13 protein-coding genes are annotated in these 14,223 nt (G+C 62.4%); 6 read left to right on the top strand and 7 right to left on the bottom strand.

What is annotated here, in order from left to right:
- Positions 1–2: 2 nt before the first annotated feature.
- From C4J83_RS05585 to C4J83_RS05565, 5 genes are all read right to left on the bottom strand, one after another.
- Entirely contained in the window at positions 3–752 is a 750-nt protein-coding gene (locus C4J83_RS05585) for an SDR family NAD(P)-dependent oxidoreductase (protein ID WP_124416517.1), read from the bottom strand.
- Positions 753–890: 138 nt separating this feature from the next.
- Positions 891–1,652 (bottom strand): SDR family NAD(P)-dependent oxidoreductase, encoded by a 762-nt coding sequence (locus C4J83_RS05580; protein WP_106579451.1) that lies wholly within the window; start codon positions 1,650–1,652, stop codon positions 891–893.
- Between the two features lie 10 nt (positions 1,653–1,662).
- The gene (locus C4J83_RS05575) at positions 1,663–3,003 is read right to left on the bottom strand and encodes an MFS transporter (RefSeq protein ID WP_106579452.1); all 1,341 of its coding nucleotides are present in this window, start codon (positions 3,001–3,003) and stop codon (positions 1,663–1,665) included.
- 30 nt (positions 3,004–3,033) lie between these two features.
- Positions 3,034–3,912 carry a polysaccharide deacetylase family protein gene (locus C4J83_RS05570; RefSeq protein ID WP_124416516.1) on the bottom strand — a complete coding sequence of 293 codons (879 nt, stop codon included), beginning with the start codon at positions 3,910–3,912 and terminating at the stop codon, positions 3,034–3,036.
- A gap of 11 nt (positions 3,913–3,923) precedes the next feature.
- Positions 3,924–5,255 carry an amidase gene (locus C4J83_RS05565; RefSeq protein WP_124416515.1) on the bottom strand — a complete coding sequence of 444 codons (1,332 nt, stop codon included), beginning with the start codon at positions 5,253–5,255 and terminating at the stop codon, positions 3,924–3,926.
- Between the two features lie 349 nt (positions 5,256–5,604).
- Here C4J83_RS05565 and C4J83_RS05560 point away from each other — a divergent pair, with 349 nt between their 5' ends.
- The 6 genes from C4J83_RS05560 (at position 5,605) to cmoB (ending at position 12,160) form a co-directional block, all read left to right on the top strand.
- Positions 5,605–6,594, top strand: coding sequence for a GntR family transcriptional regulator (locus tag C4J83_RS05560; RefSeq protein WP_106579455.1), 990 nt, complete (start codon positions 5,605–5,607; stop codon positions 6,592–6,594).
- A gap of 158 nt (positions 6,595–6,752) precedes the next feature.
- A complete protein-coding gene (lon, locus tag C4J83_RS05555; RefSeq protein WP_106579456.1) occupies positions 6,753–9,176 on the top strand; it encodes an endopeptidase La in 2,424 nt (807 codons plus the stop codon).
- Positions 9,177–9,379: 203 nt separating this feature from the next.
- Positions 9,380–9,769: a protease inhibitor I42 family protein gene (locus C4J83_RS05550; protein ID WP_106579457.1), complete on the top strand. Its 390-nt coding sequence runs from the start codon at positions 9,380–9,382 to the stop codon at positions 9,767–9,769.
- A gap of 1 nt (position 9,770) precedes the next feature.
- Positions 9,771–10,427 (top strand): lysoplasmalogenase, encoded by a 657-nt coding sequence (locus C4J83_RS05545; protein ID WP_106579458.1) that lies wholly within the window; start codon positions 9,771–9,773, stop codon positions 10,425–10,427.
- A gap of 36 nt (positions 10,428–10,463) precedes the next feature.
- Positions 10,464–11,207 (top strand): carboxy-S-adenosyl-L-methionine synthase CmoA, encoded by a 744-nt coding sequence (cmoA, locus tag C4J83_RS05540; RefSeq protein WP_106579459.1) that lies wholly within the window; start codon positions 10,464–10,466, stop codon positions 11,205–11,207.
- Positions 11,204–12,160: a tRNA 5-methoxyuridine(34)/uridine 5-oxyacetic acid(34) synthase CmoB gene (cmoB, locus tag C4J83_RS05535; protein WP_124416514.1), complete on the top strand. Its 957-nt coding sequence runs from the start codon at positions 11,204–11,206 to the stop codon at positions 12,158–12,160. The genes cmoA and cmoB overlap by 4 nt, the downstream gene beginning before the upstream one ends.
- Positions 12,161–12,299: 139 nt before the next feature.
- Here the strand turns inward: cmoB and tadA are convergent, their stop codons facing one another.
- Entirely contained in the window at positions 12,300–12,797 is a 498-nt protein-coding gene (tadA, locus tag C4J83_RS05530) for a tRNA adenosine(34) deaminase TadA (RefSeq protein ID WP_124416513.1), read from the bottom strand.
- Positions 12,797–14,173 carry a multicopper oxidase family protein gene (locus C4J83_RS05525; protein WP_119738536.1) on the bottom strand — a complete coding sequence of 459 codons (1,377 nt, stop codon included), beginning with the start codon at positions 14,171–14,173 and terminating at the stop codon, positions 12,797–12,799. Before C4J83_RS05525 ends, tadA begins: the two co-directional genes overlap by 1 nt.
- Positions 14,174–14,223: the final 50 nt, after the last annotated feature.

The following is a 14,223-nucleotide window of genomic DNA, read 5'->3' as shown; positions in this document are numbered from 1 at the left end:
GCTCATGGCATGACATCGCCGGAGTTCGGGCCCAGCGTCTGGCCCACGAACAGGTTGCCGCCCGGCTCACTGGCCAGCAGCACGGCGGTGGGCGCCACCTCATCGGCCAGGCCGAAACGGCCCAGGGGCAACTCGGCCGCCTTGGCCTGCTTCCAGGTGTCGCTGATCCCGCCCACCAATGGCGTTTCAATTGGGCCGGGCGCAATGGCGTTGACCAGCACATTGTCCTTGGCCACTTCCAGCGCCAGCGATTTGGTGAACCCGATCACGCCAGCCTTGGCCGCAGCGTAATGGGTCAGTTCAGCGCCACCCTTGATGCCCAACTGCGAGGCGACATTGATGATCCGCCCCCAGCGTTGCGCCAGCATGTGCGGCAAGGCGCGCTGGCTGGCGATGAACACGCTGGTGAGGTCAATGCGCAGCATGTCGTTCCACATCTCGATGGAGAGATCGACGCAACGCGCCTGGGTGAGCATGCCGGCATTGTTGACCAAAATATCGATACCGCCGAAGTGCTCGACACAGCAGTCGACACTGGCTTGGGCGCCTTCGACAGTGCCGACGTCGGCCAGGCACTCGAACACCTCGGCGCCGAGATTGCGGCAAGTGATAGCGGTTTCCGCAAGGCCGGCGGCGTTGCGGTCGGCCAGCAACAGCCGCGCGCCTTCGGCGGCGTAGGCGCGGGCGATGGCAGCACCGATGCCGCTGCCGGCGCCGGTGATGACGGCGCGTCGATTATTCAGTTGAGGCATACAAAATCTCCTAAAACAAACACGGTCCCTGTGGGAGCTGGCTTGCCTGCGAAAGCGGTGGATCAGTCAGTACATGTGGGGCTGAAACTCCGCTATCGCAGGCAAGCCCGCTCCCACATTTTTTTGCACCGCGTGCGGTCAGTCAGGCCAGCGCACGGTCAAGCCACCGTCGATGACGATGCTCTGTCCGGTCAGATAACTCGATGCCTCACTGGTCAAAAACTGCACCAGCGAGGCCACCTCATCCGCCCGCCCTACGCGGCCCAATGGAATCGCGCGCGCCGCCTTCGCCAACCCTTCAGGCCCCAGCGAGTTCTTCGCATCCAACGACTGCGGCGTCTCGATCAACCCCGGAATCACCGCATTGCAACGGATACCCAATGGCGCCAACTCCACCGCCAGCGACCGGCACAACCCCGGCACGCCGGCCTTGGCCGCCGCGTAATGGCTGTGCTCCTGCCAGCCATACACGCCGCCGGCAATCGACGAAATCGCTACCAGCGCGCCGCCCTCGCCCATATGCCGGGTGGCCGCACGAAAGGTGCGCATCACCCCCGTCAGGTCGACGTTGAGCATCTCGTTCCACAACGCATCGGTCATCTCCAACAACGGTGCGCGACGCAGCAAACCGGCATTGGCCACCGCGTAATCCAGGCGGCCGAAATGCTGCACGGCTTGCGCGGCCAGTGCGTCTACCGAAGCGGTGTCGCCCACGTCCAGCGGTAGCATCAGGCACTCACCACCGGCTTCTTCCACCCGCGCTACGGTGGAGTGCGGGTCGTGCGGATCGGCCGGGTAATACCCGCCCACCACCGCCACGCCATTGCGCGCATAGGCCACGGCCAGGGCTTGGCCGATGCCGCTGGCGGCACCGGTAATCAGGGCAACTTTACGGCTCATCTCACACTCCTCACTGAACGGTTTCCGGGCGCACATGGCGCGCGGCAAACATCAGCGCACCGGACAAAAAGCACGGCAGCGCGCCGAACCACAGCGCGGCGGTCTGCCAGTCGCTGCCGGCGGACAACACCTGCGTGGCGCCGAAACCGGCCACCACCGCCCCAATCGGGCCCATGGCATGAATGATCGCGCCACCGGTGGCGCGGATGCTGGTGGGGAAACTCTCGCTGATAAAAAACAGCGCCGCCGAGTACGGCCCGATCAGGAAGAACAGGCCCAGGCTGTAGAGCCCCACCACCATTGCCATATTGCTTGGTCCAAACAGCATCCCGGCGAACGCCAGGCCGCCGAGCATCCAGCCCAGACCGATGACATTGCGACGGCCGATTTTGTCGCCCATCCAGCCATGGCTCAGGTAACCGCAGTACCCCACCAGGTTCGACAGCACGAGGATGATCAGCGAGTTCTCGAACGAGATATGGTGCACGCTGACGATCACCGAAGTCCCCAGCACGCTGAACACCTGGATGGCCGCCCAGTTGAGCAACAGCGCAGCGCCGATCACCAGCGTGGCACGGCGGGCCGGGCCACGGAAGGCGGCTTTGAGGCCGGCCTTGCTGTGTTCGTCATAGTCCACGCCGTAGGTCACGGCGACGTTCTGCGCCTCTTTCACCGCGCCACTTTTACGCAGTTCGCTGATGCGCTGGTGAACCTGGAACTGCGGGCTCTCCTTGAGCTTGCGCGCCATGATCGCAATCACGATGGCCGGGATGGCGGCAAAGATGAAGCAACCCTGCCAGCCGATGATCGGCAACAGCAGCGCGGTCAACCCGGCGGCGATCAACGCACCGACCGGCCAGCCGCCCTGCACCAGGCTGTAGATAAACCCGCGCCGTTTGGTCAGGCGCGGGTCTTCAGAGGCGCCATACAGCTCGCTCAAATACGTGGCGTTGACGGTTTCCTCGGCATAGCCCAGGCCGCCCAACGAGCGGATCAGAATCAGCGGCGACTTGCCCCACGCCCCGCCGATCGCGGTGAGTGCCGAGCACAGTGCGGAACCGGCCACAGTGAAAATAATGCCTTTGCGTCGCCCCAACTTATCGACGACGGGGCCAATGGCAAAGGCAACCACCGCTGTGCCCACCGCCACCCAGGTCGCGATTTCAGCTTGCTCCACCTCACCCCAGCCGAAATGCCGGCCGATCTCCGGCAACAAGGTGCCGAAGAGGATGAAGTCATACACCGCAAACACCCAGGCGAAAAACGCGATCCAGGTGGCGAAGCGCACTTCCTGGGACGTCAGTTGCCGGGGTTTCCAGCCAGTCAGGTCAAGCTTGTTGTAGATGGACATAAATCGCGCCTCGGGGGTGTGGGCTAAGGGTCAGGAACGCGGTTGGCGGCGGATAAAGTCGTCGGCGATTTCGTCGAAGGTGACGAAGCGCACGCCGGCATGGCTCTGGATGTGTTCGATCAAGCGCTCGAGCATCAGCAGCACCTGCGGGCGACCGGACACGTCGGGGTGAATGGTCATGGTGAACACGGCGTGTTCGTGCTCGCGGTAGACCCAGTCGAACTGGTCGCGCCACATTTCTTCCAGGTGGCGCGGGTTGACGAAGCCGTGGCTGTTGGGGGCTTTCTTGATGAACATCATTGGCGGCAGGTCGTCGAGGTACCAGTTGGCCGGGATCTCCACCAGGTCGGTCTCTTCGCCGCGCACCAGCGGTTTCATCCAGGTGTCGGGGTGCTGGCTGTAGTCGATCTTGGTCCAGGTGTCGCCCTTGCGCACGTAGTAGGGGTGGAAGTCGTTGTGCATCAGGCTGTGGTCATACTTGATGCCTTTTTTCAGCAGCAGCTCGTTGGTGACCTTGCTGAATTCCCACCACGGCGCCACGTAGCCGGTCGGGCGTTTGCCGGTGACCTGAGTGATCAGCTCGATGGATTTATCCAGGACGATTTCTTCCTGCTCGGCCGTCATCGCAATCGGGTTTTCATGGCTGTAGCCATGCACGCCGATTTCGTGACCGGCGTCGGCCACCGCCTTCATCTGCTCGGGGAAGGTTTCCATCGAGTGGCCGGGAATAAACCAGGTGGTGCGCAGGCCATAGCGTTCGAACAATTTGAGCAAGCGCGGCGCGCCGACTTCACCGGCGAACAGGCCGCGCGAGATGTCGTCCGGCGAGTCTTCACCGCCGTAGGAACCGAGCCAGCCGGCGACGGCGTCAACGTCGACGCCAAATGCACAGAGAATGTCTTTAGCCATGATGTGTCTCCTTAAATAGTCATTACGGATTCGACGGACAACGCCACGCGCAACAGGCGTGCGTCTTCTCCCGACGGGGCACTGAGCAGCAGCCCGGTGGGCAGGCCCAGGGCATCGCGGCCGCTGGGCAGGCTCACGCCAGGCATGTCAAGCAGACTGCCGGGCATGGTCAGGCGCAGGGTGGCGAGGTTGGTTTTCACGAACAGCTCGTCGTCGGCTTCCAGCGGGGCCAACGGGGGGGCGACATGGGCAACAGTCGGGGTAATCAGCACGGCGCCGTCGAGCTCGTCGACCAGTTGGTACTGCAGGCGACGGCGTGCGTCGATCAGGTGCAGCAACTGACTGGCGGGCAGTGAACGCGCGGCTTCGAGGCGGCGGCGTACGCGCGGGTCGAGCAGGTCGGCGTCGCGGCTGTCGAGCAAGGCCTCGTGCAGCGCGAAGGCTTCGAATGAGCCGAGCCAGCCGTCCTGCTTGATCAGGTTGAGCGTGGCCTGGAAGGTGGCAGACGGGCGCACCTCGATCAGCGCACCTGCGGCCTTGATGAGGTCCACCGCGCGCAGCAGGTTATTGCGTACGGCCGGTTCGATGTCTTCCAGTGCGCCTTGCTCCAGCACAAAGCGTTGCCCCTTGAGGCTGCGGGCAACATGGGTTTGCGCGCGGCCATTGAGCAGGTCGTCGATCACTAGTGCATCGCGCACGCTGCGGGTCAGCGGGCCGAGGCTGTCGAGGGTGTGCGCCAGCGGGAATACCCCGTCGCGGCTGTAGCGTCGGCTGCTGCTGCGGTAGCCCACCACGCCGTTGAGCGCGGCCGGAATGCGGATCGAGCCGGCGGTGTCGGTGCCCATGGCGATCGGCACAATGCCGCCGGCCACGGCGACGGCCGAGCCGGATGACGAGCCACCGGGAATACGCGGTTGATCGCTGCCGTTCGGGTTATACGGCGTGCCGAAATGCGGGTTCAGGCCCAAGCCGGAATAAGCCAGTTCGCTGAGGTTGGTCTTGCCGAGACTGACCATCCCGGCGCGGCACAACAGGCCCACACTCGGCGCATCGAGCAACGCCGCTGGCGCCTCGCGACGGTAAGCGGCGCCGGCGGTCGTGATGCTGCCGGCGACATCAAACAGGTCCTTCCAGGCCAGCGGCACACCGTCGAACACGCTCAACGGTTGCCCGGCACGCCAACGGGCGGCGGCGGCTTCAGCTTCGCGACGGGCGCGCTCGGCCGTCAGGGAAATAAACACTGTGGGCGCCATGCTCGCGTGCAGCAGCGCCTGTTCGAGGACTTGCACCGGGTCGCTGCGACCGCTGGCGAACGCTTCGGCCATTGATGTGGCGTCTGACATCAAGCTGCACCTCACAAAACGTACATATTAATAAAATGTACGTTTTACAAAGGCAGCTTTCGTGCCAGTCTTTGCTGCCGGCATTTGTGCACAAGCGAGTTTCTGGCCTTTAGCTACGGGCTAGATGGTTTTGTAGGAAACAAAAAGGGTGGCAAAGTCGTGGGCACAGGCCTTGAATGGAATAATGTATCTTTTATTAATAAGTACATTTTGGTGCAGAAAAGTAACAGGGTTACGGCCAGGGCCCCAAAAAAGTGCCAGCACCGTGGCGCAGAGTGACAGGGGTAACTATGAGAGAATCCCCGGCCACTTTCCTACAAGCCCTTCAACTCTTTACCTAGAGAAGCAGATGAAAGCAGTGTCCGCCTCGGCCTCCCGTTACGCGATGATTCACACGCTGTTGCGGGATGCGATCGTCAACGGCACCGCCCGCCACGGGCTGGTCTTGCTGGAAGCGCCGCTGGCCGAATTGTTCGGCACCAGCCGCGTGCCGGTGCGCAAGGCGCTGGACCTGCTGCACGACGAAGGCCTGATCTGCCGCTTCAATGGCCGCGGCTACCTGATCAACCCCGAAGGCCTGGCCATGGAGCCGCTGCGCCTGCCCTTGAGCCATGCGCACCTGGGCCTCAACGGCGATGACGAGTTGGTAGACACCCGGCCGCTCGGCGAACGGATCGTCGAGGAAATCGGCGCGGCGTTGTCCACCTGCATTGCCTTCGGTCATTACCGCCTGGATGAGCAAGCCGCCGCCGACCATTACGGCGTCAGCCGCGCCGTGGTGCGTGAAGCACTGATGCGCTTGCGCGACCGTGGCCTGGTTGAAAAAGAACCCTACTCCCAATGGCTGGCGGGGCCGCTGACCGCGCGCGAGGTCACCGAGGACTACGAACTGCGGGCCTGCCTGGAACCCGAAGCCCTGCGCCAGAGCGCGCCGAACCTCGACCGAGACATGCTCGAAGCCATGTTGCAGCGCGTGCTGGATGCTCAGCAAAGCCCGCAGTGCAGCCTGCAAGCCATCGAGCAGATCGAAGAGGACTTGCACCAGCGCTGCCTCGCCGGCCTGCAAAACCGAAAGATCGCCGCGCTGATTCGCCAGGGCCAGAGCCCGATGATCATCAGCCGGATTTTCTACCGGTTACTGGGGATCGGCGCCGATCCCGCCATGCTCGCCGAGCACCGCTTGATTCTGGAGCTGCTGCTGCACGGCGCATATGACGCGGCGGCGCTGAATCTGCGTGAGCATTTGCAGCGGGCACGCCAGCGCATGCTGCAACGCTTGAAGGTGTTGTCGGTGCTGCCGGAACAGCCATTGCCGGCTTATCTGCACAAAATCAGCTGACGGCGCTCGGTACACAAGGTGGGAGCTGGCTTGCCTGCGCCCACAGGGAAGGCGGTGTTTCGTAAATATCATGCAATTTGTTGCTAACTGCGCCCCGCCATTGAAACCACCGCTGCCCCGCCCCATCTAACCTGCATACTTCCTTATGCAGGTGCCCCATGAGCGACCAGCAAGAATTCCCGGACATCGACCTGAACGATTACGCCGACCCCGAAAACGCTGAACACCAAGCTTCGTCCAACACCGGCCTGGCCCTGCCTGGGCAAAACCTGCCGGACAAGGTCTACATCATCCCGATCCACAATCGGCCGTTCTTCCCGGCGCAAGTGCTGCCGGTCATCGTCAATGAAGAACCGTGGGCCGAGACCCTGGAGCTGGTGAGCAAATCCGACCACCACTCCCTTGCGCTGTTTTTCATGGACACCCCGCCAGAAGATCCGCGCCATTTCGATACCTCCAGCCTGCCGCTGTACGGCACGCTGGTGAAGGTGCACCACGCCAGCCGCGAGAACGGCAAATTGCAATTCGTCGCCCAGGGCCTGACCCGCGTGCGCATCAAAACCTGGCTCAAGCACCACCGCCCACCGTATCTGGTGGAAGTCGAATACCCGCACCAGCCGACCGAGCCGACCGACGAGGTCAAGGCCTACGGCATGGCGCTGATCAATGCGATCAAGGAACTGCTGCCGCTCAACCCGCTGTACAGCGAAGAGTTGAAGAACTACCTCAACCGCTTCAGCCCCAACGACCCGTCGCCACTCACCGACTTCGCCGCCGCATTGACCTCGGCCACCGGCAACGAGCTGCAGGAAGTGCTGGACTGTGTGCCCATGCTCAAGCGCATGGAAAAAGTCCTGCCGATGCTGCGCAAGGAAGTCGAAGTCGCGCGCCTGCAAAAAGAAATCTCTGCCGAGGTGAACCGCAAGATCGGTGAGCACCAGCGCGAGTTCTTCCTCAAGGAACAGCTCAAGGTCATCCAGCAGGAGCTGGGCCTGACCAAGGACGACCGCAGCGCGGACGTCGAGCAGTTCGAACAACGCCTGGTGGGCAAAGTACTGCCGACCCAGGCGCAAAAACGCATCAGCGAAGAAATGAACAAACTGTCGATCCTGGAAACGGGTTCGCCGGAATACGCCGTCACGCGTAACTACCTGGACTGGGCCACCTCAGTGCCGTGGGGCGTGTACGGCGAAGACAAGCTCGACCTGAAACACGCACGCAAGGTGCTGGACAAGCACCATGCGGGCCTGGATGACATCAAGAGCCGCATCCTCGAGTTTCTCGCGGTGGGCGCCTATAAAGGCGAAGTCGCCGGTTCCATTGTGCTGCTGGTCGGCCCGCCGGGCGTGGGCAAGACCAGCGTGGGTAAATCCATCGCCGAGTCGCTGGGCCGGCCGTTCTATCGCTTCAGCGTCGGCGGCATGCGCGACGAGGCCGAGATCAAGGGCCATCGCCGTACCTACATCGGTGCCCTGCCGGGCAAGCTGGTGCAGGCGCTCAAAGATGTGGAGGTGATGAACCCGGTGATCATGCTCGATGAGATCGACAAGATGGGCCAGAGCTTCCAGGGCGACCCGGCGTCGGCATTGCTGGAAACCCTCGACCCGGAACAGAACGTCGAATTCCTCGATCACTACCTCGACCTGCGCCTGGACCTGTCCAAGGTGTTGTTCGTCTGCACGGCGAACACGCTTGATTCGATCCCGGGCCCACTGCTGGACCGGATGGAAGTGATTCGCCTGTCGGGCTATATCACCGAAGAAAAGGTCGCCATCGCCAAGCGCCACCTGTGGCCAAAACAGTTGGAAAAGGCCGGCGTGTCGAAAAACAGCCTGTCCATCAGCGACGGCGCCCTGCGCGCGCTGATCGACGGCTACGCACGCGAAGCCGGGGTGCGCCAGCTGGAAAAACAGCTGGGCAAACTGGTGCGCAAGGCCGTGGTCAAGCTGCTGGACGAGCCGGACTCGGTGATCAAGATCGGCAACAAGGATCTGGAAAGCTCCTTGGGCATGCCGGTGTTTCGCAATGAGCAAGTGCTGTCCGGTACCGGCGTGATCACTGGCCTGGCCTGGACCAGCATGGGCGGCGCGACCCTGCCGATCGAGGCGACGCGCATCCACACACTCAATCGTGGCTTCAAGCTCACCGGGCAACTGGGTGAGGTGATGAAAGAGTCCGCCGAGATTGCCTACAGCTACATCAGCTCCAACCTCAAGTCGTTTGGCGGCGATCCGAAGTTCTTCGACGAAGCCTTCGTGCACTTGCACGTGCCGGAAGGCGCTACGCCCAAAGATGGCCCGAGCGCGGGCGTGACCATGGCCAGTGCCTTGCTGTCGCTGGCGCGTAATCAGCCGCCGAAAAAAGGCGTGGCCATGACCGGCGAGTTGACGCTGACCGGGCATGTACTGCCGATTGGCGGTGTACGTGAGAAGGTGATTGCGGCGCGGCGCCAGAAGATCCATGAGCTGATTTTGCCGGAGCCCAACCGTGGCAGTTTTGAAGAGCTGCCGGAGTACCTGAAAGAAGGCATGACGGTGCACTTCGCCAAGCGCTTTGCGGATGTGGCGAAGGTGCTTTTCTGACAGATCTCTAGCGCCTGAGCTGGCCTAATCGGGGGCAAGCCCCCTCCCACAGTTGACCGAGTACATCCTTTGGAATGCAGTCAAATTGTGGGAGGGGGCTTGCCGCCAATCAGGCCAGACCTGCCAACACAAAAGCCCGCCTTGTCACACCTTGTCTCATCTTCGGTTATGCTCGCCCTTCGTCGCCATACAACGGAGCCCTCATGACCGCTGCCCGCCTGCTTCTCCCCTTGAGCCTTGCCCTGCTGGCCGCCTGCGCCAGTGCCCCCAAGCAAAACGTCACAGTGGAAAACCAGAGCGCCTGCCCGCTCCAGCTTAAAACCGGGCAAAACCTGATCCTCACCTTGCCGAGCAACCCCACCACCGGCTATCGCTGGGCCATCCAGGATTCCGCCGGCGGCGTGCTGCGTGCACTCAGCCCTGAGGTTTACAGCAGCACCGAGTCCGGTGTGATCGGCGGTGGCGGCCAATCCACTTGGCGTTTCCAGGCCTTCGCGGCCGGCCAGGGCCGTTTGCGCCTGACCTCCCAGCAACCTTGGGAACCGGAAGCCGAGCCTGCCGAAACCTTCGACTGCGCCATCACGGTGAACTGATATGCCTTGGCTGATTCTTGCGTTGATGGGCGCCGGCACCTTTGTCTACGGTTTGAGCACCCACGCGGCGTTATTGTGCCTGCTGGTCAAACCGTTGCCGGTGCTGGCGTTGCTGGGCTGGCTGCATGACGCGCCGCCCACCGACTATCGACGCTGGATCAGCCTGGGGCTGATTTTTTCTCTGGTGGGCGACGTGTTGCTCGCGTGGCCGGGCGACCTGTTTATCTTCGGCCTGGGCGCCTTCCTGTTTGCGCACCTGGCGTATTTAAAAGCCTATTTCAGCGATTGCCGGCGCCTGGCGTTGTTGCCGCTGGTATTGGCACTGGGCGTGGGCGCGATTCTGCTGAGCGTTCTGATTGCCCATGGCCTGGGCGAGTTGCTGATTCCGGTGGTGGTGTATGCGCTGGTGATCAGCGCCATGCTCTGGCGTGCGTTGGCGCGACTGGGCAGTGAGGTGCCCAAGCGCTCGGCCCTGCTGGCGGCGGCGGGTGCGGTGTCGTTTGTGTTTTCCGACACGCTGATTGGTATCAATCGGTTCGTGGTCGCCTTTGAGGCGGCGCCCTATTTGTTGATCAGCACGTATTGGCTGGGACAGTGGGGCATCACCGCCTCGGCTTTCCATCAGACAACCCGCGCACACGAGGGCCAATTTGGCTAAAATGCCGGCCTTTCCCCCCTCGTCGCCGGAACAACCGTGAGCAAAGAACCCGATCGCCTATTCGCCCAGCCCCTGCCCCAGGTGCCGGACTTCGCCTTTAACGAGGACGTGGTGCGGGTGTTCCCGGACATGATCAAGCGCTCGGTGCCCGGTTACCCGACCATCGTCGAGAATCTCGGCGTGCTCGCCGCGCAGTTTGCGCAACCCAACAGCGTGCTCTACGACCTGGGCTCGTCCCTCGGCGCGGTCACCCAGGCGCTGCGCCGCCATGTGCGCACCGACGGATGCCGGGTAATCGCCGTGGATAACTCGGCGGCGATGGTCGAGCGCTGCCGCGAATACCTCAATGGTCAGGACTCGATGTTCCAGGAGTTGCTGCCGGTTGAGGTGATCGAGGGCGATATCCTCGCGCTGCAGTTCCAACCGGCCTCGGTGGTAGCGCTGAATTTCACCCTGCAATTTATCGCCCCTGATGAACGCCTGGCATTGCTGGGGCGTATCCGCCAGTCGCTGCTGCCCGGCGGCGCGTTGATCCTCTCGGAAAAACTGCGGTTCAACGACCCGCAAGAGCACGCATTGCTCACCGACCTGCACATCGCGTTCAAACGCGCCAACGGCTACAGCGAACTGGAAATCGCCCAGAAGCGCAGCGCCATCGAAAACGTCATGAAGCCTGACAGCCTCGAAGAACACCGCGAACGCCTGTTGGCGGCCGGGTTCTCGAAAGTCGTGCCGTGGTTCCAGTGTCTTAACTTTGCCTCGTTGATTGCCTTGCCATGATTGATCTGTCCCCCCTCGCCCGCCACCTGGTCGGCACTCCGTTGGCCGTGTGGGCCCAAGGCCTGCAAGCGCAACTCGATAGCAAGATGGAAAAGGGTCATGGCGACCTGGAGCGTTGGCAGAGTGCGCTGGATGCGCTGCCGCAGATCCAGCCCAGCGAAGTCGATTTGCTCAATGGCCTGACCCTTGATACCGATTGCGACGACGCCACCCGCGCACAGATGCGCACTGCGCTGATGGGCCTGAGCCCGTGGCGCAAAGGCCCGTTCAACCTGTTTGGCGTGCATGTGGACACCGAATGGCGTTCGGACTGGAAGTGGACGCGGGTTGCCCCGCACCTGAATTTGAACGGCAAGCGCATCCTCGATGTGGGTTGCGGCAACGGCTACTACATGTGGCGCATGCTCGGCGCCGGCGCCGACAGCGTGATTGGCGTGGACCCGAACTGGCTGTTTTTCTGCCAGTTCCAGGCCGTTCAACGCTACCTGAACGAGCCGAAGGCCTGGCACTTGCCGTTCCCGTTTGAAGACCTGCCGCCGAACCTGGAAGGCTTCGACACGGTGTTTTCCATGGGCGTGTTCTATCACCGGCGCTCGCCGATCGAGCATTTGCTGGCGTTGAAAGATTGCCTGGTCAAAGGCGGCGAACTGGTGCTGGAAACCCTGGTGGTGGAAGGCGATCAGCAGCAAGTGCTGGTGCCGGAAGACCGCTACGCACAGATGCGTAACGTGTGGTTCCTGCCGTCGGTGCCGGCGTTGATGCTGTGGCTACGGCGTGCGGGCTTCAGTGAGGTGCGTTGTGTGGATGTGAGCGTGACCACGGTTGAAGAACAGCGCGGGACGGAGTGGATGAAGTATCAGTCGTTGAGTGATTTCCTCGATCCCGATGATCACAGCAAGACGATTGAAGGGCTGCCGGCGCCGATGCGGGCGGTGATTATCGCGAAGAAGTGAGCACTGATTTCCCTGCTTAAACAGAGATCAAAATGTGGGAGCTGGATTGCCTGCGATAGCTATCTTTCAGTCAATTGATCAGTGACTGACGCACCGCTATCGCAGGCAAGCCAGCTCCCATATTGGTTTTCAGTGTTCGTTAGAGCGTGGGCTTGGCTCTTCTGGCCTTGAAGAACTCACTCAACACCGTCCCGCATTCCTCAGCCAACACCCCGCCTTCAAACAGCACCCGATGGTTGAGAAACCCTTGGGTAAAAAACTGCCCCTGGCTTTGCACGATCCCAGCCTTGGGCTCCAGCGCGCCGTACACCACCCGCGCGATGCGCGAATGCACGATCAGGCCCGCGCACATGCTGCATGGTTCCAGCGTTACATACAGCGTGCTGCCGACCAGGCGATAGTTGCTGATCGCCTGCGCGGCGGCGCGGATGGCGACCATTTCGGCGTGGGCGCTGGGGTCATTGCCGCTGATCGGGCAATTGAAACCCCGACCGATGATTTCACCGTCCTGCACCAGCACCGCGCCCACGGGCACTTCGCCGAGGGCGGCGCCTTGAGCGGCGAGGGCTAGGGCTTCGCGCATGAAGTGCTGATCGCGGCTGCGGTCGATAATCGCCGTTGGGCGAATCTGGCGCATCACGCCACCTCGATGGCGGCCATCAGGCCGGTTTCCATGTGATCGATCACGTGGCAATGGAACATCCACACCCCCGGGTTATCCGCCACCAACGCCACGCGCGCGCGTTCGTTTTTGCCCAGCAAGTAAGTGTCGGTGAAGTACGGGATCACCTTGTGGCGGTTCGAGGCGATCACCTTGAAACTCATGCCGTGCAGGTGAATCGGGTGCTGGTACTGGGTCATGTTCTTCAATTCGAAAATGTAGCTTTTGCCCTTCTCAAGCTTGGCAATCGGGCGGTCGGCACAGGTCTTGTCGGTGATGTCCCAGGCCTTGCCGTTGATTTGCCACAAGCTCGGCGGTTTGCCGTCGTCGACCGACACCGTACCGACCCATTCGAAATTGAAGTTGAGTTTCTCGGCATTCGCCAGGTCCGGCTCGGCGATTGGGTTGGCGGGCAGCGCCGGCGGCCATTCGGTGGGCGCATCGGTATTGGCGACGGAGCGAAAAGTGCCCAGGCGCACCGGACCGTTGCGGATGGAGAGTTCTTCACCGGCAGGCGGTGCCTTGATCGCCAGACAAATACGCATGCCCGGGCCCAGCCAGTATTCCTTGCCCAATGGGCGCGGCTCGACGGGGTTGCCGTCCAGCGCGTAGATCTGCGCGTCGACGTCGGGAATGTTGATGCGATAGGTCAGCGTGTTGTCGAGATTGAGCAGGCGCACGCGGGTGATTTGCCCGGCCGGCAAATCGATCACCGCCTGGGGCACGCCGTTGATCGTCGACAGGCGCCCGGCGGTGCCGCCACGCGCGGCTTCACGGGGAACGCTGAACGCCACGAAGGCGCCCTCTTCGTCCACGTGCCAGCTTTTCAGGCTCAAGGTGCGTTCGTGTTTGAAACCGGTGGGCTCGCGCTCTTCGATGATCAGCGGGCCCACCAGGCCACGGCCGAGTTCTTCGCTGCTGTTCACGTGTGGGTGATACCAGTAGCTGCCGGCGTCCGGCACGCGGAATTTGTAATCGAAGTATTCGCCGGGCAACACCGGCAACTGCGAGACGTAAGGCACGCCGTCCATTTCCAGCGGCAGGCGGATGCCGTGCCAGTGAATGGTGGTGGCGACCGGCAAGTGGTTGATAAAGCGCACCCGCAGCCACTCACCCTGGCGCACACGCAACTCGGTGCCCGGCGCCGAGGGGCCAAATGCCCAGGCTTCGGTTTTGTGGCCTGGCACCAGTTCCACGTCCAGCGGCGCGGCGATCAGTTCGTAATCGTGCCCGGCTTCAGCTTCGGCAACTTTCCCCAGCCAGTAGCGATAGCCGCCACCGGCACCGACGCCCACTACGGCCAGGCCCGCGAGACCACCCAGGATTTGTCGACGGGAAAAGGATCGGGACACAACAACCTCACGTATCTGCCGCAGGCCAGAGGCCCGCAAAGGGCAGATAC

This window comes from Pseudomonas sp. LBUM920 (genome assembly GCF_003852315.1).
In the GTDB taxonomy this organism is placed as follows: Bacteria; Pseudomonadota; Gammaproteobacteria; order Pseudomonadales; family Pseudomonadaceae; genus Aquipseudomonas.
The sequence above is the reverse complement of the archived record's forward strand: the minus strand, read 5'-3'. Positions and strand labels throughout refer to the sequence as shown.